Origin of the sequence: Lichenicoccus roseus (assembly GCF_005844085.1) — a bacterium.
Taxonomy (GTDB): domain Bacteria; phylum Pseudomonadota; class Alphaproteobacteria; order Acetobacterales; family Acetobacteraceae; genus Lichenicoccus; species Lichenicoccus roseus.
The window spans coordinates 459,379-478,642 of the sequence record NZ_VCDI01000002.1 but is presented as its reverse complement, the minus strand read 5'-3'; the positions used below and the strand labels follow the sequence as shown (position 1 = coordinate 478,642).

18 protein-coding genes and 3 tRNA genes are annotated in these 19,264 nt (G+C 69.0%); 9 read left to right on the top strand and 12 right to left on the bottom strand.

Annotated elements, in window-relative coordinates:
- The first annotated feature begins 133 nt into the window (after positions 1-133).
- Positions 134-1,075 carry a LysR substrate-binding domain-containing protein gene (locus FE263_RS07590; protein ID WP_240759172.1) on the top strand — a complete coding sequence of 314 codons (942 nt, stop codon included), beginning with the start codon at positions 134-136 and terminating at the stop codon, positions 1,073-1,075.
- On the opposite strand, the gene FE263_RS07585 is transcribed toward FE263_RS07590, so the two are convergent.
- The gene (locus FE263_RS07585) at positions 1,050-1,235 is read right to left on the bottom strand and encodes a hypothetical protein (RefSeq protein WP_138325346.1); all 186 of its coding nucleotides are present in this window, start codon (positions 1,233-1,235) and stop codon (positions 1,050-1,052) included. The genes FE263_RS07590 and FE263_RS07585 overlap by 26 nt on opposite strands.
- A 376-nt stretch (positions 1,236-1,611) precedes the next feature.
- Here FE263_RS07585 and FE263_RS07580 point away from each other — a divergent pair, with 376 nt between their 5' ends.
- The 3 genes from FE263_RS07580 to FE263_RS07570 all read left to right on the top strand — a co-directional run bounded on the left by FE263_RS07580 (position 1,612) and on the right by FE263_RS07570 (position 2,982).
- The gene (locus FE263_RS07580) at positions 1,612-1,851 is read left to right on the top strand and encodes a hypothetical protein (protein ID WP_138325345.1); all 240 of its coding nucleotides are present in this window, start codon (positions 1,612-1,614) and stop codon (positions 1,849-1,851) included.
- Positions 1,852-1,921: 70 nt separating this feature from the next.
- Positions 1,922-2,302: a response regulator gene (locus tag FE263_RS07575; protein WP_138325344.1), complete on the top strand. Its 381-nt coding sequence runs from the start codon at positions 1,922-1,924 to the stop codon at positions 2,300-2,302.
- Between the two features lie 74 nt (positions 2,303-2,376).
- A complete protein-coding gene (locus tag FE263_RS07570; RefSeq protein WP_171033990.1) occupies positions 2,377-2,982 on the top strand; it encodes a DUF2459 domain-containing protein in 606 nt (201 codons plus the stop codon).
- A 9-nt stretch (positions 2,983-2,991) separates the two neighbouring features.
- Here FE263_RS07570 and FE263_RS07565 read toward each other — a convergent pair whose 3' ends face one another.
- Positions 2,992-3,180, bottom strand: coding sequence for a hypothetical protein (locus tag FE263_RS07565; protein ID WP_138325342.1), 189 nt, complete (start codon positions 3,178-3,180; stop codon positions 2,992-2,994).
- A gap of 134 nt (positions 3,181-3,314) precedes the next feature.
- On the opposite strand from FE263_RS07565, the gene FE263_RS07560 reads away from it, so the two are divergent.
- Complete coding sequence (locus FE263_RS07560) at positions 3,315-3,779, top strand: cupin domain-containing protein (protein ID WP_138325341.1); 465 nt, start codon at positions 3,315-3,317, stop codon at positions 3,777-3,779.
- 18 nt (positions 3,780-3,797) lie between these two features.
- Here the strand turns inward: FE263_RS07560 and FE263_RS07555 are convergent.
- Positions 3,798-3,871, bottom strand: a tRNA-Gly gene (locus FE263_RS07555).
- A 204-nt stretch (positions 3,872-4,075) separates the two neighbouring features.
- Here FE263_RS07555 and FE263_RS07550 point away from each other — a divergent pair.
- The 3 genes from FE263_RS07550 (at position 4,076) to nusG (ending at position 4,978) form a co-directional block, all read left to right on the top strand.
- Positions 4,076-4,152, top strand: a tRNA-Trp gene (locus FE263_RS07550).
- Between the two features lie 90 nt (positions 4,153-4,242).
- Positions 4,243-4,437, top strand: coding sequence for a preprotein translocase subunit SecE (secE, locus tag FE263_RS07545; RefSeq protein ID WP_138325340.1), 195 nt, complete (start codon positions 4,243-4,245; stop codon positions 4,435-4,437).
- A gap of 10 nt (positions 4,438-4,447) precedes the next feature.
- Positions 4,448-4,978 (top strand): transcription termination/antitermination protein NusG, encoded by a 531-nt coding sequence (gene nusG, locus FE263_RS07540; RefSeq protein WP_138325339.1) that lies wholly within the window; start codon positions 4,448-4,450, stop codon positions 4,976-4,978.
- A 72-nt stretch (positions 4,979-5,050) separates the two neighbouring features.
- Here the strand turns inward: nusG and FE263_RS07535 are convergent, their stop codons facing one another.
- The 3 genes from FE263_RS07535 to FE263_RS07520 all read right to left on the bottom strand — a co-directional run bounded on the left by FE263_RS07535 (position 5,051) and on the right by FE263_RS07520 (position 8,879).
- The gene (locus FE263_RS07535) at positions 5,051-5,692 is read right to left on the bottom strand and encodes a PqiC family protein (RefSeq protein WP_138325338.1); all 642 of its coding nucleotides are present in this window, start codon (positions 5,690-5,692) and stop codon (positions 5,051-5,053) included.
- On the bottom strand, positions 5,689-7,344 hold the full coding sequence (locus FE263_RS07530) for a PqiB family protein (RefSeq protein WP_138325337.1): 1,656 nt from the start codon (positions 7,342-7,344) through the stop codon (positions 5,689-5,691). The genes FE263_RS07535 and FE263_RS07530 overlap by 4 nt, the downstream gene beginning before the upstream one ends.
- Before the next feature lie 128 nt (positions 7,345-7,472).
- Positions 7,473-8,879 (bottom strand): paraquat-inducible protein A, encoded by a 1,407-nt coding sequence (locus FE263_RS07520; RefSeq protein WP_240759167.1) that lies wholly within the window; start codon positions 8,877-8,879, stop codon positions 7,473-7,475.
- Between the two features lie 181 nt (positions 8,880-9,060).
- On the opposite strand from FE263_RS07520, the gene FE263_RS07515 reads away from it, so the two are divergent.
- Positions 9,061-9,135: transfer RNA gene (locus FE263_RS07515), tRNA-Thr, on the top strand.
- A 67-nt stretch (positions 9,136-9,202) separates the two neighbouring features.
- Here the strand turns inward: FE263_RS07515 and FE263_RS07510 are convergent.
- The 6 genes from FE263_RS07510 to cobN all read right to left on the bottom strand — a co-directional run bounded on the left by FE263_RS07510 (position 9,203) and on the right by cobN (position 19,258).
- Complete coding sequence (locus FE263_RS07510) at positions 9,203-10,309, bottom strand: sensor domain-containing diguanylate cyclase (RefSeq protein ID WP_138325335.1); 1,107 nt, start codon at positions 10,307-10,309, stop codon at positions 9,203-9,205.
- A gap of 80 nt (positions 10,310-10,389) precedes the next feature.
- A complete protein-coding gene (locus FE263_RS07505; protein WP_138325334.1) occupies positions 10,390-12,411 on the bottom strand; it encodes an ATP-binding protein in 2,022 nt (673 codons plus the stop codon).
- Between the two features lie 5 nt (positions 12,412-12,416).
- The gene (locus FE263_RS07500; RefSeq protein WP_138325333.1) at positions 12,417-13,940 is read right to left on the bottom strand and encodes an ATPase domain-containing protein; all 1,524 of its coding nucleotides are present in this window, start codon (positions 13,938-13,940) and stop codon (positions 12,417-12,419) included.
- An 87-nt stretch (positions 13,941-14,027) separates the two neighbouring features.
- On the bottom strand, positions 14,028-14,822 hold the full coding sequence (locus FE263_RS07495) for a hypothetical protein (protein ID WP_138325332.1): 795 nt from the start codon (positions 14,820-14,822) through the stop codon (positions 14,028-14,030).
- A gap of 197 nt (positions 14,823-15,019) precedes the next feature.
- On the bottom strand, positions 15,020-15,823 hold the full coding sequence (locus FE263_RS07490; protein ID WP_138325331.1) for a DUF2189 domain-containing protein: 804 nt from the start codon (positions 15,821-15,823) through the stop codon (positions 15,020-15,022).
- Between the two features lie 45 nt (positions 15,824-15,868).
- On the bottom strand, positions 15,869-19,258 hold the full coding sequence (cobN, locus tag FE263_RS07485; RefSeq protein ID WP_138325330.1) for a cobaltochelatase subunit CobN: 3,390 nt from the start codon (positions 19,256-19,258) through the stop codon (positions 15,869-15,871).
- Positions 19,259-19,264 lie beyond the last annotated feature (6 nt).

Here is a 19,264-nt window from a genome sequence, read left to right as displayed (position 1 = left end):
GGGACATAAAAGACCGGAAACGATCGTGGATTCTGGATGGGCCGCTTAAACCACGTTGATATAGCGCGCTCCAAACCACTATTGTCAAAGCGACGATTTCACGATGCTCATGGAAGTCGCACAGGAGGTCGGAGTGCAATCGACAACGCGACACAACGTGATGCCGCTGCGGGCAGTGGCCGGCCCGGCCATCCGGCCGAAGCACATGGCGACCAACGTGCCGACCGATCTGCTGCGCTCGTTCATCGCCATCGTGGATGCCGGATCGATGGCGCGCGCCACCGGCGTGATCCTGCTGACCCAGTCGGCCCTGAGCCTGCAGATGAAGCGGCTGGAGGATCTGCTGCAGCAGAGGTTGTTCCAGCGCAGCGGGCGCTCGCTGCTGTTGACGGCGGCCGGCGAGGAACTGGTCAGCCTCGGTCGCCGGCTGCTGGCGCTGAACGACCGTATCGTCGCCTCGCTGGGCAGCGAGCCGGAGCCGGAGCCGCTGCAGCTCGGGCTGGTGCAGGACTTCGCCGATACCGTGCTCCCCGGCGTCCTGGCCTCGTTCGGGGCGAGCCATCCGCGGTGCCGCCTGCAGGTCCGGGTCGCCGGGTCGGCGGAGCTGCTCGACCGCTTCGAGGCGTCGCGGCTCGATGTGGTGATGTGCGTCGGGCGCCACGGGGAGTTGCGCCACGGCACCAGCGAGGTGGTGGCGGACGTGCCGATGCGCTGGATCGGCAATCCTGCGCTGGTGGATGCCGAGGAGTTGCCGCTGGTCCTGCTGGAGCCGCCCTGCGCCTTCCGCACCGCCCTGCTGGAAAGCCTGGACCGCGCCGGACGTCCGTGGCGGATCGTGCTGGAAACCTCGACCTTGCCCGGATTGCGGGCGGCGTTGCGCGCGGGCATCGGGATCAGCTGCCGGACTACCGGCTATGCCGTCTCGGAGGAACTGCCGCTGCTGGCGCCGGGCAGCCTGCCGCCTCTGCCCCGGATCGACTACGTGCTGCTCAACCGCGCGCCGGAGCGGGCGCCGGCGCTGGAAATCGCCCGTCTGCTGACGGAAGCCGTCAGCGCTCGTCCCGCTTCAGCCTAGCCTTCGCGGCGTCGATCTCGCTGGTGCCGGGGTGTTCCGGCGCGAGATCGGGGGGATTGTCCGGAAAGCCGCCATGAGAGTCGGTGCGGCGGCGCTTGTTGTCTTCCTGACCTGGCTTGGTCTCGTAATCGGTTTCTTTCGGGCCTTCTGCGTCGGTCATCGCCTGCGGTCCTGCTGCATGTCGAGGCGATAACCCGGATCTGCCGCGGCGGCTTTTCCAGCCGGATGTCACAGATGCTTGTGCCTTGCGGCTGCACCGGCACGCCCGATATGGGAAACACCTGGTTCTGGCAGCGGTGCAGGGGCTACCCGGCACAATTGCGTCAACGTAGCGACGGGTTGCCGTCGGGCATTCCATTCCCGCTCGAGCCGGGGCATATCACGGCGTGCGATCCCGATCGAGGGAGCGGGCTGATGCCGCGTCCGGTCCCGGTGTCGCAAGTCATTCATGACCGGGAAGGTCAGGGTCCTCTGTCAGGCAGGGGGTCCAATTTCGCGCGCCCAGTTCGCGCAGCACGTGCAGGAGGCATTCGAAGATGGTCAAGCGTCGCAAAGAGGAAGAGATAGCCGGCGTCCTGGAATTCGAGGGGCGGACCAGCGAGGATCCGGAATTCCTGGAGTGGGTAGCCGGGCACAAGGCGACCAACGGCGGCAAGATCCGGGTCAGCCAGGGCGGTCGCGGCGTTCGCGTCATGTTCGCCAAGGAAGCCGACATGGTGCTCTGGCAGGCACGATCCGATCAGGCCGCGAAGCGTAAGAAATCCGCAACATCCTGAGGCGAACTTCGCTACCTACCGGGAGTTGTATGTGCTCTAGGCAGAGCCAACCGGTGGGACTCAACAGAGCGTGTGCATTCTGCTCGTCGAAGACGAGGCGATGATCCGGGAGATCATGGCCGAAAGCCTGCAGGATGCAGGCTTCGAGGTCATGCAGGCCGAGGATGGCGAGCGGGCGGCGGATCTGATCCGTCATCCCCCGCTGGTCTTCTCTGCCCTGGTGACCGATTTCCATATGCCGGGCACCATCGATGGCGCCGGCGTCGCCGAGTGCATGAGGCGATGCTGGCCCACCGCGCCGGTGGTGATCGCATCCGGCCGTCCGGAGGTGTTCCGCCCCCACTGGCAGAGCCAGCACGGCTACGGTCTGCTCCGCAAGCCATACCTGCCGCACCAGCTGGTCGAGATGATGCGCAGGCTGCTGCCACTGCCGCCCCGGGCCACGCCATAGCCGACTGGCGGATCCGCATCTGCGCGGCGTTGGCCGGATCGCTTGCCGGATGCGCGATCGGACCAGTCCGGTGCGTGCCGGGAGCGCTGCCCCCGGATCAGGACCAGGTCACCGTCATCGATCAGGGCTGGCACACGTCGATCGCCCTGCCCGCACGAGAGCTGAGCGGCGGACTCGCGGTGTATCGCCGCATCTTCCCCGGGGCCGCCTACTTCGTGTTCGGCTTCGGCAAGCGGACCTTCATGATTGCGCCGGTCGAGGAGCCCGGAGAATGGCTGCTCGGCCCGTTTCCCGGGCCTGGCGCCATCCAGGTGGAGGGACTGTCGGCGCCCGCCTCGGTCGCCTACCTGCCGCCGGTCACCACCGTGACGCTCCCGCTCCCCGCAGATGGCGCGCACCGCATCGCCGAGGCGATCTGGGACAGCCTCAGGCACGAGGCCGACGGCATGCCGGTCAGTATCGCTGCCCGGCCATGGCACGGGACGCTGTTCTACGCCACCACCGCCAGTTACGGGCTGGACCACACCTGCAACGCCTGGACCATGGAGATGCTGCAGCGTGGCGGCGCCCTGGCAACCGCCGGCAGCGTCGTGCTGGCAAGCCAGGTCATGTACCGGGTGCGTGACACGCGGGGCAGCGTATGTCCGCTGCCGCCTGGCGGGAAGGCGGCAGCGCGGTGATGTCGGGCGTCAGTTCGGGCAGGGCGGCGCGGTACCATCCGTGCAGGCCGGGACCTTGGCCCCGGACGGCATGATCACGTAGACCGGGCGAGCCGGGGCCGAGCCGCCGCTCGACGAGAAGCAGCCAGCCAGCAGGCCGGTCATGCTCACGACCACGATCGCGCGCCCCATCGTCGACATCACTCGTGCGCTTCTCATCATCTTCTCCTGTGCCATACCGTGGGACGGTTCCTACTGCAGCGGCAGGCCGTTGCAACCCACCAAGGCCTCGCTCAGGCAAGCTTGTTCGCGCAGGCTTGTCCCCGCCACGCCATCGCGACAGCATGCCGGCCATGCCCGATCTTCCAGACCTGCGTGACCCGGCGATACCCGCCACCGTCGTCATGGCCGCACTCGGCCTGCAGCCGCATCCCGAAGGCGGCCATTACCGCGAGGTCTGGAACCCGGCCGATGCGGATGGCGGCCGTGGCGTCGTCAGTTCCATCCTGTTCCTGCTCGCCGCGGGAGAACGCTCGCACTGGCACCGCGTCGATGCGACCGAGATCTGGTTCTGGCAGGGCGGCGCTCCCCTGCTGCTCGGGATAGCCGGGCCGGTCGCCGGCCGGCGGACGATCCGGCTCGGTCCGGACCTCCGGAGCGGCGAGGCGCCGCAGGGACTGGTGCCATCGGGCGCCTGGCAGGAGGCGCGCAGCCTGGGTGCCTGGACACTGGCCAGTTGCGTCGTGGCGCCGGCATTCCGCTTCGCCGGATTCGAGCTTGCGCCGTCCGGCTGGGAGCCACCACCGGGTCCAGCATGAGGTTCGGGGGCCGGCACGTGGAGCGGGCGGAGGGAATCGAACCCTCCTCGGTAGCTTGGAAGGCTACTGCATTACCACTATGCTACGCCCGCGCAGGAGACGTGCTGCGCTTCTAGCGCCGCGACCTGCCGGGCTGCAAGCCTCGCTTCCCGGCGCGGGCAGCGCAAGCGGCGCCGACGCGACAGGGTCTTGACTTTGCACCGCGCTCAGCTTCTTTACGCCCCCTGCGCCGGGTTCAGGCAGCGGTCCGGCCCACCTTCGCGGGTGCGGCAGGATGGCGGTGAAGGCGGCGATGCAGGGGTGTAGCTCAATTGGCTAGAGCGCCGGTCTCCAAAACCGGAGGTTGCGGGTTCGAGACCCTCCGCCCCTGCCACTTGCCCGCCCGGCCCGGCGGACCCGGTTCAACAGGTTCGGGTTGCCGGGTTCATCCGGTTCGGTTTGGTCGAGTTCTGGAAGGTGCGGCGTGACGGTCAGTCCTGCGAAATTCGTGCGCGAGGTGCGGTCGGAGGTGACGAAAGTCACCTGGCCGACGCGGCGTGAGACGCTGGTAACGACCGGCCTCGTGCTGGCGATGGCGGCCATAACGGCAGTCTTCTTCTTTGCGGTCGACCAGATCATCGGCCTGGGCGTGCGCGCCCTGTTCGGCCTGGGAGGCTGAGGAGCGGGTCATGACGAAGCGTTGGTATGTCGTTCACGTCTATTCTGGCTTCGAGAAGAAGATCGCCCAGCAGATCAAGGAGCAGGCCGCCCAGAAGGGCCTGGCCGATCATTTCGACGAGGTGCTGGTGCCCTCCGAGGAGGTGCTCGAGGTGCGGCGCGGCCAGAAGGTCAGTGCCGAGCGGAAGTTCTTTCCCGGCTACGTGCTGGTCAAGATGGAGCTGACCGACGACGCCTGGCACCTGGTCAAGGACACACCCAAGGTTACCGGCTTCCTGGGCACCCGGATGCGTCCGTCGCCGATCAGCGAGGCCGAGGCCGAGCGGATCATGAAGCAGACCCAGGAGGGTGTGGAGCGTCCGCGTCCGTCCGTGCTGTTCGAGATCGGCGAGCAGGTGCGTGTCGCTGACGGCCCGTTCACCAGCTTCAACGGCACCGTCGAGGATGTCGACGAGGAGAAGGGTCGCCTCAAGGTCAGCGTCTCGATCTTCGGCCGCTCCACCCCGGTCGATCTCGAATACGGCCAGGTCGAGAAGGTCTGAGGCCTGCGTCCACTGCCGGCCGATAGTTGGCCGGAAGCGGGGCGGTAGCTCTCGGGGCGGCTGCCCCGGCTGTCAGGCGGGGGGCAGCGCGGCCGGGGGAACCGTCCGTGCCATCGTGGCGATCTGGTCGGCGACCTGTCCGACCAGAGCGCTGAGCGCGCCCACCAGCTCCGAAGTGCCCGGACCGGTCGGCTCGAGATGCAGATGCAGGGACCGGGTGATCCCTGGACCGCTATCCGGCTTGTGCACCGAGATGGTCGCCTGCAACTCGGCACGGCCCTCGGTATCGGCGGCAAAATGCTCCACATCCAGCTCCACCAGAAGCGCTGGCGAGTTCGAGATCGCGCTGCCCTGGGTGAACACGGCTGTGCCGGGCAGTCGCTGGTTGAGGTCGAGCGCCAGCGTGCGGCCGATCAACTCGTCCAACGAATCCGCCCAGGCGGCGTCCTTGATGGTGACCAACCGGTAGTCCGCGTTGTTGCGCACGATGTGGTCACGCTGCAGGCTCGGCGTGATGGTCGGTGTCCGCACCTCGAGGTTCAACGGCCCGCCCGGCGCCGCCGTCCCGGGTATGAAGGCCAGCGTGTAGTAGGTCGGGTCCGAACCACCGCACGCAGCCAGCGGCAGCCCCGCCCCGCCCAGCATCGCGCACGCGATCAGGTTGCCCAGCAGGGCGCGACGGTGGAGCGACGATACGGCCGGCAGTGTGGTCATGGGGTGCTCCGGCCGAAGATCAGCGACGAGGGATGGCGGTTCAGGTAGTCGGTAAGCGCTCGGATGGAGCGTGCCGTCGAGCCCAGCTGGTCGAGGGTTCGCTGCAGGCTGTTGTGGAAGTCCGAGTTGCCGCCGTAGGACGCGAGCGCGCCATTGGCGTTGTCGATCGCTTTCTGCAACTGATCCGAGATCGCCGGCAGCTTCCGCATGAATGGCGTCAGGCCCTGGTCGGCGTTCTTCACCAGGTGATTGGTGCTGGCCAGCGTCTGGTCGAGTTCCACCAGTGCCTGCTTCAGCTGCGGGCTGGCCACGGTGGCGTCGGCATGGGCGAGCAGGCTGCTCAGGCTGTCGCCGATCTGCGACAGCGGCAGCGCCGCCAACTTCGCGGACACCGTCGACAGGCTGTCCATGATCCCGGCCATGCCTCCCGGCTGGCTCGGCAGCACGATGGCATCGCCCTCGAGCGAGATCTTCTCGGGCTGCGCCTTGGGCACGAAGGCCAGCGAGATCATGGCGCTGCCGGTCAGCAGGTTGGAGGTATCGGTCTCGGCGCGCAGGCCGCGATTCACCATGGCCTGGGTGATGGTGAAGATCGAGTTGCCCTGCATCTCCTGCTCGGACAGCACCCGCTCGGGCTGCACCTCCATCGCCACCCGCACCTGGGCATCACCGGTGTTCTGGTCGATCTCCAGCTTGACCTCGGTGACCTCGCCGACCTGGATGCCGAACATCTCGACCGGACTGCCGGTATCGAGACCCTTCACCGAGGAGCGCAGGTAGGTCACGACCTGGACTCGCTCGTGGTAGCCGGCAGTGTCGGCAGCCTGCTTGCTCTCGTAGAGCTTGAACACGGTGCCGCTTGGTGCCTGCTCGGCGTGCAGGCCGCGGCGTTCGCTGGGCAGCCCGAAGGCGACGCCGCCCGATATCAGCGCCTGCAGGCTCTCGACCTGGAGGTGCAGCCCGCTGCTGCCGCCGAAGTCGACCCGCAGCCCGGACACGTCCCAGAAGCGGGTGTCGCGGCGCAGGTAGCCATCGAATGGATGCTTGACGAAGACCTGCACCGGGATCGGGCCACGCCCGTCCGGCGGCAGCTTGTAGCCCAGCACCTCGCCAGCCTGCACGTCGCGGAAAAACACCGGCGACCCCTGGCCGATCGAGCCGAGCGACCCGGTCATCAGGGTGAAGGTCTGGCCGGGCTCGTCCGAACGGACCCCCGGCGGTGAATCCAGCCCGACGAAATTGGTCTGGCCCGGCTCGCCGCCGCCCTTGCCCGGATCGATGGCGATGAACGCCCCGGAGACCAGGGTCTCGAGGCCGCTGATGCTGGCGCCGTCGAGGCGCGGCCGAACGACCCAGAACTTGGCGTTCTTGGTCAGCATCGGCGCTGACTGCGCACGCATCTGCACGCGCACGTCGACATGCTGAAGGTCGCGGCTCAGCTCGATGCCCTCGACGGTACCGAGGCCGACCGACTTGTGCTTGACCTGGGTCTGGCCGGCGGTGAGGCCGTCCGCGTCGTTGAACTGGATGGTGATCTCGGGACCGCGCCGCGAGATGGTCTGCCAGCCGAGATAGGCACCGATCGCGACAACGATGATCGGGATCAACCAGATCAGCGAGAACCGCGTCGGGCGTGCTCCGGCCTCCGGCACGCCGCCCTGGCCTGGGGGCGATCCGCCGCCCGATGATCCGCCCTGGCCGCCAGTAGCCTGGCCACCCGCTTGGCCACCTGCACCCTGGCCCGCCCCCTGCTGGCCCGGGGTGCCGCCTGTATTGCCGCTCACGCCTGTGCTGGCTCCGCCGTTGCGGGGCCCTGTGGCCGCCGCGTTTCTCCGAAGGCCGGCCCGTTCAGGCCGGCTGCGTCCCACATGACCCTCGGATCAAAGCAGTCGGCCGCAAAAATCGTCAGTATCACAACTGACGCGAAAGACATCATTCCCGCGTCGGCATTGACGTTCGCCAAGGCATTGAAGTGCACCACGGCCACCAGGATCGAGATCATGAACACGTCGATCATCGACCAGCGGCCGACAAAATCGATGATCCTGAAGATCTTGGACCTCAGCACCAGCCGGCTGGCGGACCCGCGCCAGGTGGCGAAGCACATTATGCAGAGCCCGAGCACCTTGAGCACGGGAACCGTGACGCTGGCGAAGAACACCAGCAGGGCAAGCGGCAGCATGCCGGAGTCGTAGAGTTCGCCCACACCCTGCAGGATGGTGTGATCGCCGCCGCGGCCGAGCTTGATGATGGTCATCACCGGGAAGGCGTTCGCCGGCAGGTAGAGCACCACGGCGCTGAAGATCAACGCCATGGTCCGCCTTACGCTGTCCGGCTTGCGCCGGTACAGCCTGGCGCCGCAGCGTGGGCAGCCGCCGACGCAATCCTCGCAGGACAACCTCGCCTGCGAGACCGACACCAGGCCGCAGGACAGGCAGGAGACCATGTGCTCCGGCGGCGGCGGCACCTCCTCGAGGTCGATCTCCGGACCGAACGGGCGCTGCACCGGGTGCCGGTGCGCCAGCCGGACCTTGCGGCGTGACCAGATCACGTCGGTGTCCAGCGTCGAGTCCGTTACGCCGAGTGTCAGCATCAGGCCGCCAAGCGCATACACCGCGGTGCCGACCTGGATGTCCGCAAGGTCGATCAGCTTGGTGTAGGCGACCAGCACGCCAAGCATGTAGACCTCGATCATCGACCAGGGCCGTAGCCGGTCGTACCAGCGCATCATCGACGTCACCCGCAGCGGCAGCCGGTGATGCAGGGCGCCGAACAGGATGCCCAGCATGAGCATGATGACGATCGCGGGGAACACGATGGTGACCAGCGCGATCAGTCCGCCGGCCAGTCCCCAGCCATCGCGAAGCAGCTCGATCGGCCCGGTGAACAGGGTGATGGTGCGGCTGCGGCCATAGATGCTGATGGTCATGAGTGGCTGGGTGATGCTGAGCAGGTAGAGCACCAGCGAGGTCAGGCAGAACGCGAGCGGGGTGGCGATCGGCGGATTGGTGCGGCGTCGGCCGAGCATGGTCTCGCAGCGGCTGCAATGCATGATCTGCCCAGGTTGCAGGTCGGTCGACCGCTGCACCAGGCCGCAGACCGGGCACTCGCAGAATTGCGGCATCGCGCGCAGGGAGGAAGAGGGCGGCCGCAGCATGGCGCCGAGACGGGCCGAACGGGTGCTCACAGCACGGTCGCCCGGGCGGCGGAAATCAGGTCGGGCACCGGGCGGTCTCCGTGTCAGGCGCCCGGGCAAATGGTGCGGGGCAGCGCGGTCGACAAGCAATCTGGCACAGAAACATCAACAGGCCATGAAAGACCGCAGGTTGCAGCAGCACCGGGGAGTTTGTATAGGGCGCATGCAGTCTGCCGACATAGCTCAGGGGTAGAGCAACTGATTCGTAATCAGTAGGTCCTCGGTTCAATTCCGAGTGTCGGCACCATTGCGAGCCGAAGATGCAGGCCATCCCCGCGCTGCCAGCCCGGGCAGACCCCGCCGGTGCACGCTGATCAGGGCCGCGAGCACGATACGCCCGCGACTGGTGCGAACCGGGCGTGTCCGGGGTTTACGTGCCCGGCGCCGCAGGCAGAGGAGACTGCCGCCGCCGCGGGTGGCTCGGGGGCGGCCACGACCCTGCCGCGGCCCGCCTGCTTGGCGGCGTAGAGCGCCTTGTCTGCCGCCAGCAGCATTTTCCCGGCGTCGCGGTGCGGCGGTGCGCAGGCGTATCCGATCGAGCCGCCGATGGTGAACTCCGCGCCTTCCAGCACGACAGGTGATGCAAGGGCCGAAAGGATGCGCATCCCCAGCCGTTGCGGCGCGCTCGGCGGGAACGGGCCACGCATCAGGATGGCGAACTCGTCGCCGCCGAGCCGCCCGGTCAGGTCGGTCGGCCGGATGACGCTGCGCAGGCGGCAGGCGACGTCGCGGAGCACCGCGTCTCCCTGCGCGTGCCCGTATGTATCGTTGATGATCTTGAAGCGGTCGAGATCCAGGCAGAGCACCGCGCACCCGGTGCCGGCGCCCGCGGCCTGCACGGCACGCTGCAGTTCCGGTTCGAACCAGGAGCGGTTGGCCAGGCCGGTCAGGGGGTCGTGCAGCGCCGCGCGTTGCATCTGCTGCAGGCTGTGGTGCAATTCCAGGACCGATCCCACTCCGGTGGCCAGGGCGGCAAGCTGCCGGCGGCCGGCGGCATCCATCAGGCGCGGCCGCACATCGATGATGCACAGCGTGCCGAGCGCATGCCCTCTCGCCCCGACGATGGCGGCTCCGGCATAGAACCGGATGTGCGGACTGCCGGTGACCAGATCATTGTCGGCGAACCGCGCATCCAGCCGGGCATCCTCGACCACCATGACCTCGTGCGGGGCCAGGATGGCGTGGGCGCAGAACGACATCTCGCGCGACGTCTCGCAGACCGCACCGAGACCGATCTCTGCCTTGAACCACTGGCGCTCCGCATCGATCAGGGAGACCAGCGCGATCGGCACCTCGAAGAACGCAGCCGCGAGTTCCACGAAAACCTGGAACCGTGGGTCCACCGGAGTGTCGAGGATCTCGTAGGACAGCAGCTCGGCTAGGCGGTCGGCTTCATCTCGTGGGGTCGCGGCCATGGGCATAGGCGTCGGTCCCGAAGGGGTGAGGACGCCGACTATGCCTGTTGCCCGTTAATGCCCGGTGAAGGGATCCCGATAACCGGTCACAACCCGCCAAGCACCACGCGCAGCTTCTGCGCCAGCTCGTCGCGGCGATACGGCTTGTTCAGCACCGGCAGGTCCTGGCCGATCGCCTGCCCGGCAGCGCCATCGCCGACATAGCCGGAGGTGAGCAGCACCTTCAGCCCGGGCCGCAGCCGTTGCGCCTCGACCGCCAGCTGCGCGCCGTTCATGCCCCCCGGCATCACCACGTCGGAGAACAGGATGTCGATCCGCTCCGGCCCGCGCAGATGCTCCAGCGCCTCGCGGGCGTTGCGCGACACCACGACCTTGTAGCGCAGCTCCTCCAGGCTCTCGACGGCCATGCCGAGGACCTGCTCGTCATCCTCGACCAGCAGCACGGTGTCGCCGATGGACGCCCGGCGCAACGGCACCATGCCCGCCGCATCCTGCCGCTCCTCGACCATTTCATCGTTGGAACGCGGGAAATGAAGCCGGACACTGGTGCCGACGCCGGGCGTGCTGTCGATGACGACGTCGCCGCCGGCGCTTCGCATGAAGCCGTAGACCTGGCTCAGGCCGAGGCCGGACCCCTTGCCGACCTCCTTGGTGGTGAAGAATGGCTCGAACGCCCGCTTGAGGGTCTCGTTGTCGATGCCGGCGCCGCTATCGGTCACGCAGACCATCACGTAGGCGCCGGGCGCGATGCCGCGCTCGGCGACAGCCTCGGTCGGCAGATGGACGTTGCGGCATTCCAGGCGGATGGTGCCACCGTCCGGCATCGCGTCGCGCGCGTTCACCACCAGGTTCAGCACCGCGGACTCGAATTGCGCCGGATCGACCCGTACCGGATGGACCGCCGGATCGAGCTCCACCTGCAGGTCGATCGCCTCGCCCACGGCGCGCTGCGCCAGCGCCCGGAACTCCAGCAGCAGCCGGTTCGGATTGAGGGTCTCGGGGCGCGACATCTGCCGGCGCGAGAAGGCCAGCAGCTGCTGGGTGAGCTGCTCGCCGCGACGCGCCGCCGTCATCGCCGCCTCCGCCAGCCGCACGATGCGGTCGGTGCGATCGGGGCGGCGGATCATCATGTCCAGGCCACCGACGATGACCGTCAGCAGGTTGTTGAAGTCATGCGCGACGCCGCCGGTGAGCTGGCCGATCGCCTCCATCTTCTGCGCCTGGTGCAGAGCATCCTCGGTGCGCCGTCGGTCGGTGGTGTCCATCACCACGCCGGCCATACGCACCGGCTCGCCATCCTCAGCGTATTCGACACGGCCACGGACGTCGATCCAGCGCACCGCGCCATCGCCGCGCCTGATGCGGCACTCGATCTCGAGCCCGCCATTCAAGATCGCACGGTCGAACGCACGCCCGACCGCGTCGCGATCCTCCTCGACGACATGCCGCAGGAAGATCGCGCGTCCCCACTTCGGCTGCTGGCCCTCGACCGGCAGGCCGAAGATCCGGTCGTGCCGGCGAGAGCGGCGCGCAGTGTCGTGGCGGAGGTCCAGGTCCCACGATCCCATGCCGGCGCTGTCGAGGGCGAAGGCCAGTGTCTCGCGCGCCGCCTCGAGTTCGCCGGTGCGCTCGGCGACGCGCAGCTCCAGCGTGTCGTTGAGCTGCCGCAGCGCATTCTCGCTCTGCTCGCGACCGGCCAGCAGGTCGCGCGTCTGGTATTGCCGCCGCCGCGCCCGCAGCGCCGAGGTCGCGGCACTGGTCAGGGTCTCGGCGTTGATCGGTCGCTCGAGCAGCACGACGTTGCCCAGTCGATCGAGCAGGGCTGCGGCGCGCGGCGGCCTCGAACCGGTCTGCCGTGTGGCGAGCACGATAAGCGGCAGGTCCGACCACGACGGCTGGCCTGCGATCCAGTCGAGCACCGGCTCGAGATCCGCACCGGACAGGCTCTCCTCGGTGACCACCGCGCCGCCGATGTTGCCATCCAGGCTCTCGCGCAGGCCGGCGAGGCCGGCACATACCGTGCAGACGATCCCGGTGCGCTGCAGCACCTGCCCGATAATGGCGGCGTCGCGCCCCCGCGGCGCGAGGATGGAAAAGTGCTCGGGCAAGACGCCTAGTCCGACGCCCCCGCAGGCCGTCCGGCTGCCGGCGCCAGCAGGTCGAGATCGCCCTTGTAGGATGGCAGGCCGCTCAGCACGCCCTCGAAGTCGTGCAGCGCCTCGCCGACCTGCAGCCCGTGCGGCCCGAGCTTGAATTCGCGGATGGTGCGCTCGTGCGCCCGGGTGCGGCTCTTCACCGTCGAGATCGCGGTCCGCACCTCGCCCCGGGCCTCGAAGAAGCGGAACAGCAGGATGCTGTCGCTGAGATAGCTGAGGTCGACATCCGACCGCACCTCGCCGATCAGGCCGTGCTGGCCGAGGATCATCACCGTGTTGGTGCCCTGCTGGTTCAGGTAGTTCAGCAGCTCGTGCATCTGCAGCAGCAGGTAGTGCTCGCCCGGCATCGCCTGCAGGTAGGCGTTGAGACTGTCCACCACGACGAAGGTCGCATGGCGCCCCTCCACCGCCTCGCGGACACGCCAGGCGAACTCGCCGGGCGACAGCTCGGCCGGATCGATCTGCTGGATGGTCAGCCGGCCGTCGTCGACATAGGGCTGCAGGTCCATCCCCAGGGCGGCGCTGCGCGCGATCAGGGTGTTGATGCCCTCGTCGAAGAGGTAGTACGTCGCGCGCTCGCCGCGACGCAACGCCGCCAGCATGCAGTTCACCGCGGTGGTGGTCTTGCCGACCCCGGAGGGCCCGGTGAGCAGCGTGTTGGTGCCGGCGACCAGACCGCCACCGAGCAGGGCATCGAGCCCCGCGTTGCCGGTGGAGTTCGGCACCGCCTCGAAGTCGCGGTGGTGCTGGTTGGCGACCAGGCGCGGAAACAGGTGCAGGCCACCGGTGTCCAGGATGAAGTCGTGGTAGCCACCGCGGAACTTGATGCCGCGCATCTTGACCACCCGCAGCCTCCGGCGCTCGGCGCCGAACTCGCGCGGCGCCTGCTCCAGCGAGATGACCCCGTGCGCGATGCTGTGCAGCTGCAGGTCGGTGGGCTCCGAGGTTCGGTCGTCGAGCAGCAGCACGGTGCATTGCCGGCTGGCGAAGAAGTGCTTGAAGGCGAGGATCTGACGACGGTAGCGCAACGGATTCTGTGCCAGAAGCCGCATCTCGGACAGGCTGTCGAACACCACGCGCGACGGACGCAGCTCCTCGACGCGCTGCATCACTTCCCGCGTGGTCTCGCCCAGCTCCACCTCGGATGGATGCAGGATGGATTGCTCGCGCTCGGGATCCAGGCCGACCTCTCCGACCATCTCGAACAGGGTCAGGTCCTCGAGCGACCAGCCATGGCTGGCAGCGACGGCGCGCAGTTCGTCGGCCGTCTCGGACAGCGTGATGTAGAGGCCCGGCTCGCCGCGTCGTGCGCCCTCCAGCAGGAACTGCAGCGAGAGGGTGGTCTTGCCGGTGCCGGGCGTGCCTTCGACCAGGTAGACGCGGTCCTTGGTCAGCCCGCCGCCGAGGATGTCGTCCAATCCCTGGATCCCGGTGGGGGCACGCGAGGCCTGCGGCAAGCCGCTGGGCAAGTCTTCAGGCATCATTCACCACGTGGACCGGAGGTCGTTTCCCCTACCATAGGCCTTCAGTCTTCAACAATCGCCGGCTGGCAGCCGCCGGGACCGCGTCTAGCCCTTGCTCTTGATCCACCACTTGACCGGCTGCGGCTCGCGGGTGCTGACCCGCGGCTTGGCCTGCTGGCGGCGGACCCTGGGTGGTATTGCGGCCGCCTCGGCAGGACCCGGCTGCACCCCGAGCGGCGCCGCGGCTTCGATCGCCTGAGCGGGGGCCTGGGCAGCGGCAGGCATGGCGGCCAGCGGGGCGGCAGGCGGCTCGGCCTTCTGTGCGAGCAGGGCGGCCGCTTCCTCCTGCGACACGCGCAGCGATGCGCGCGTCTCGTTCAGGTCGATCTCGAGATGCGCAAGACGGGTCTGCGCGTTCTGAAGGGCGAGCCGTGCCTCGGACAGGGCACGTTCGGCATCCTCGCGGGCACGCCGCTCGCGCGCCAGCTCGTCGCGGGCGGCATCGAGCACGGTGCGGCCCTGATCGCCGGCCTCGTGGTGGCTGCCCTGATGGCCCGGGCCATGCGCCTGTCCGGGGCCGTGCGCCTGGCGATCCCGCCCGGCATACTCGACCACGACATCGCCATCCTGGACGAAAGCCGGGCGCTTGAGCTTGTGCATCGGCGACGCAGCGCGGCGCTGCAGTCCCGCCGACCCGCCGCCGGACTGGGTCTGGCCGCCTTGGCGGAACGGATCGCCGTTGCGTCCGGCATCATGCTGCTGGGCGTCGTGCCCGGGCGAGGCGCCACCCATTCCGCGTCCCAGACGGGCGAGCGCCTGGCGGACGCCCTCTTCGGACAGCGAGGTCTCGGATTGATCGTCCGCGTCGGTCGTCCCGCGCAAGACTAGCTTCTCAGGCAAGCTGGATCCTATCGAACTTGGATAAAAACATAGAATTCATCTCGATCAGCGTTACGACGACATCGATCCCGCCGGCCTTCCGGCTACAGCCCGATCGTTGTCTCGTTCACGATGTGGACGAATACTTGCTGGATAGCAGCATTCCAAGGCGCCGACAACAACACGCGGCGCGAGTCCCGGCGGCGCTGTCGGGACCGCTAGCGACGCTCCAGGGCCGGGGCCTCGACCAGCCGGCGGTACAGATGCCAGGTGGCATGGCCGAGCACCGGGATCGCCACCGCCAGGCCGACCAGCAGCAGCAGTCCGCCGATCAGCAGCGACACCGCCACGATCAGGCCCCAGAGCAGCATCGTCAGGGGATTGCGCGCCATCACCGCGAGCGAGGTGCGAATCGCCGTCGGCACGTCGACGTTGCGATCCAGTATCATCGGGAACGACACCACGCTGATCGACAGGGTCAGGATCGCGAACAGCAGTCCCATGAAGTTCCCGAGAACAATCAGTATCAGTCCCGAGGCACTGACCATCTGGTATGTCATCTCGGACAGCGATCCCATGCTGTCGGGGTCGAACAGCGCGGTATAGGTCGAGCGCGCCACCACCATCCACAGCATGAATACTACCAGCAGTACCAGCGCCATCTGGATGATGTGCGGCAGCGCCTTGGACTGCAGCACGGCGAAGGCATCCCGCCAGGACACCGGCAGGCGGCGCTCGCGTCGCCGGCTGATCTCGTACATGCCAAGCGCCGCCACCGGGCCGATCAACGCGAAGCCGGTGGCCATCGGGTAGAACAGCGGCAGGACCCGGTAGCCAGCGGTCAATTTTGCAGCCAGCACGGCGACCACAGGATAGATCACGCAGATGAAGGCGAGCTGCGTCGGCACCTGGCGGAAATCATCGAAGCCGGCGCGCAGCGCCGCGAACAGGTCGGCGGGGGAGATACGCCGGATGACGACCGCAGGAGCCCGCTCACGCCGAGCCGTCAGGGAAACACCCATCACGCACTCCGTCACGACTGGAACCGGCTCCAGGGCCACGCAAGACTAGCATCGTTCCGGTCCCGCGCCAGGACTATCAGGGACGACGGGGTCCGCTCCGGCCCGGGCGTGCAGCGCCATCACGACCGAGTTCGCCCGCGGTTGCCACAGGCCGCGGGCGATGGCGTCGCAGAAGCGGGCGTGCATGTCGGCCCGGGCGTCCGGGTTGCTCCGCCGCAGGAAGTCGTCGACCGCCGGATCGCCCAGGGTGGCCGCGTACACCAGCTCGTACTGGCGGTCGAGCCGGTCCGGCAGGGTCCGCCCGAATGCGTGCAACCCGGCGACGCCGCGGGCGATCTCGGCGGCGCCGCGATAGCCGTGCCGCATCATGCCGGCGAGCCAGTCCGGATTGGCCAGCCGACCACGGGCGACGCGCGCCACCTCCTCGGCGACGCCACGAAGCCGCAGGGCATCCGGCCGGCTGCTGTCGGCATGATAGAGGGCAGGCGCGGCGCCGAGCAGGGCGGCGGCGGCGGCATAGCCACCTTCGTGGGCCGCGTAGTCCGGACTGTCGAGCACGTCGGTGCCGGCATGGTCCTGCTGGTGCAGCAGTGCCTGGCTGGCGGCGACACGTTCGGCGAAGGCATTTCCCGCAGGACGCCCGGCGGCGACGTCCGCGCCGGCATAGGCGGTCGCGGAGGCGTCCAGGTAGGCCTGCCCGATGGCGTCGCGTCCGGCGTTGCCCAGCACGACCAGGGCGCCGGCGCCGTAGGCCCCCGCCGCCGGGCCGAAGATGCGCGCCGGCGCCGCCTCGCCGAGTGCCGCAAGCGGATTGAACTCGGGGCTCTCGCCACGCGAGGCCACCGCGCGCACCGCCTCGTCGAACAGGAGCATCTGCGCCTCGAAGCTGTCGCGGAACAACCCGGACACGCGCAGCGTCACATCGACGCGCGGGCGGTCGAGGAGTGCCAGCGGCACGATCTCGATCCCGGTGACGCGGCCGGATCCCTCGTCCCAGACCGGCCTCGCCCCGATCAGCACCAGCGCCAGCGCCAGGTCCTCGCCGCCGGTGCGCAGCGTGGTGCTGCCCCACAGGTCGATCACCAGCGAGGCAAGCTCCTCGCCGCTCTGCTGGCGATGGCGCTCCAGCAGCAGCGACGCCATCCGCTCGCCCAGCACCATCGCGCCGCGGGTCGGCACCGCGCGTGGATCGATCGCATAGAGGTTGCGCCCGGTCGGCAGCACGTCGAGCCGGCCGCGGCCGGGTGCGCCGGCCGGTCCGGCTGGCACGAAGCGGGCGTCGAGGGCTGCCAGCAGCGCCTCGCCCTCGCCCCGCACGGATGCCTCCAGGGCGGCATCGACCTGCGCGGGGTCGGCCGCCGGGGTGCCGGCGAGCAGGCTGTCGCGCAGGGCACCGAGGGCCGGCGGCGTCTCGCCGAACACGTGCAGCCCGTCGCGTATCTGCAGGTCCTTCACGTCGCACAGCCAGGCATCGAGCCGGGCCAGCGCCTGCTCGTCGTCGAGCTCGCGGTCGGCGCCGCTCTCGGCAAGCAGGCCGAGATCGCCGGCACGGGTCAGGATCTCCTGGCGCAGCATGGCGCCACGGCGGCGATCGAGGCCGTCGGCGGCGGCATAGTCGTCGATCAACCGCTCCAGCGCGCGCGCGCCCTCGCCCGCCTGCGCCTGCACCATCGGCGGGGTCAGGTGGCCGATGCAGACCGCGCCCAGCCGCCGGCGCGCCACCGCGGCCTCGCCCGGGTTGTTGACGATGAACGGATAGATCACCGGCAGTCCGCGCGTGAGGGCCACCGGCCAGCACTCCGACGACAGCGCCGCCGCCTTGCCGGGCAGCCATTCCAGGGTGCCGTGGGTGCCAAGATGCACCATCGCGTGGATGTCCAGCCCGAGGCGCAGCCAAAGCATGAAGGCGACGTAGGCGTGTCGCGGTGGGGTGTCGGCGTCATGGTAGCCGGTGCGGCGGTCGCCGCTGCTGCCGCGATCGGGCTGCACCGCCAGCGTGACGTTGCCGAACCGCAGATGGCGCAGGCGGAAGCTGCCCCCCGAGCAGGCAGGGTCCCGGCCGGGCGCGCCCCAGGTGCTGTCGAGCGCGTCGTTCAGGGTGTCGGGCAGGGTAAGGCGCAGCCGGGCATACTCGTCGAGCGACAGGAACGGCGCCGGTTCGGCATGGCACAGCGCGTCTGCCAGGCTGGTCTCGTCGCCCGGTGGCTCGACGCGATAGTCGGTGCAGTGCAGGCGATGCAGGATGGCGCGCAGGCTGGCGAAGCTGTCCAGCCCGACCGCGTGCGCCTGCTGGCCGCCGATGCCGGGATAGTCGGACAGCACGATGGCGATGCGGCGCTGCGGCGCCGGCGTGCCGCCGAGCCTGGCCCAGCCGGCGGCGCGGTCGGCGGCCAGCGCGACGCCGTCCGCATCCGGCCGGTTGATGGTCCGCGCGAGGCCGGCCGCCTCGCCGCCCCCGTCCTCGGCCGCCTTGAACGAGATCGCCGCGGTGAGCAGCCGGCCATCGAGTTCCGGCAGCACCACCTGCATGGCGAGGTCGGTCTGCGACAGGCCGCGGCTGCTCGCCTGCCAGGCCTCGCGCGCCGCCACCGCGAGCACGACCTGCAGCACCGGCACGCCGACGCAGTCGAGCGGCGATACCGAGGTCACGGGGTCCTTCGCCGAGAATGCGGTGGCGCTGAGGATCACCGCCGGACGCCAGGCGAGCAGGCGCGAGACCACGAAGGCCGCCGCCTCGGATTGCTTGAGGCTGCTGGCGAACAGCGCGCGCACCGCAAGCCCGCGCGCCCGCAGCGCCCCGGCCAGTGCCAGCACCGCGGTGACGTCGCCGGCGGCTAGATGCGAGCGGTAGAACAGGATGACGGCCAGGGGAGCGCCGGCCGGTCGTGGTCCGGGCAGCTCGAATTCCCCGGCCTCCGGCAGTTCCTCCGGCATGGCGCCGTCATCCGCGTCCAGGCCTCCGAGATGGGCGGCGAGCGCCAGCGCGTGACGGGCGTTGCGGGTACCGCCCTGGCGCAGGAAGCCGTCCATGCGTTCCCAGTGCGCGGGCGATACCGTGCTCCATTCGGCGAGCCGCGGGTCGCGCCGCTCGCAGCCCGGCAGCAGCAGCAGCGCGATCCCATGCGTCCGGCAATGCGCCGCCACTTCCTCGACGCCGTAGCGCCAGTAGTCAAGGCCACCAAGAAGCCGGATCACCACGCACCGCGCCGGCGCCACCACCTGCTCGATCAGCAGGTCGACCGACATCGGATGACGCAGCCGCGACAGGCTCTCGAACCTGGTCGCGATGCCCGGAAGGTGTCCTGCCGCCTGCCGCCAGGTGCCGAGATCGCTGTCGGAGAACGACAGGAACAGCAACGGCGCGTCCGATGGTCCCGGATCGTACGCTGCCTCTGCCTCGTCGAGCGACCGGCTCTCGCGTACCAGCAGGTGCATCCGGAG

What these genes read in the sequence shown, in the direction of transcription:
- FE263_RS07585 (WP_138325346.1), bottom strand. Translation starts at nt 1,235, where the DNA reads ATGACCGACGCAGAAGGCCCGAAAGAAACCGATTACGAGACCAAGCCA.
- FE263_RS07580 (WP_138325345.1), top strand. Translation starts at nt 1,612, where the DNA reads ATGGTCAAGCGTCGCAAAGAGGAAGAGATAGCCGGCGTCCTGGAATTC.
- FE263_RS07565 (WP_138325342.1), bottom strand. Translation starts at nt 3,180, where the DNA reads ATGAGAAGCGCACGAGTGATGTCGACGATGGGGCGCGCGATCGTGGTC.
- FE263_RS07560 (WP_138325341.1), top strand. Translation starts at nt 3,315, where the DNA reads ATGCCCGATCTTCCAGACCTGCGTGACCCGGCGATACCCGCCACCGTC.
- nusG (WP_138325339.1), top strand. Translation starts at nt 4,448, where the DNA reads ATGACGAAGCGTTGGTATGTCGTTCACGTCTATTCTGGCTTCGAGAAG.
- FE263_RS07535 (WP_138325338.1), bottom strand. Translation starts at nt 5,692, where the DNA reads ATGACCACACTGCCGGCCGTATCGTCGCTCCACCGTCGCGCCCTGCTG.
- FE263_RS07510 (WP_138325335.1), bottom strand. Translation starts at nt 10,309, where the DNA reads ATGCCCATGGCCGCGACCCCACGAGATGAAGCCGACCGCCTAGCCGAG.
- FE263_RS07500 (WP_138325333.1), bottom strand. Translation starts at nt 13,940, where the DNA reads ATGCCTGAAGACTTGCCCAGCGGCTTGCCGCAGGCCTCGCGTGCCCCC.
- FE263_RS07490 (WP_138325331.1), bottom strand. Translation starts at nt 15,823, where the DNA reads ATGGGTGTTTCCCTGACGGCTCGGCGTGAGCGGGCTCCTGCGGTCGTC.
- cobN (WP_138325330.1), bottom strand. Translation starts at nt 19,258, where the DNA reads ATGCACCTGCTGGTACGCGAGAGCCGGTCGCTCGACGAGGCAGAGGCA.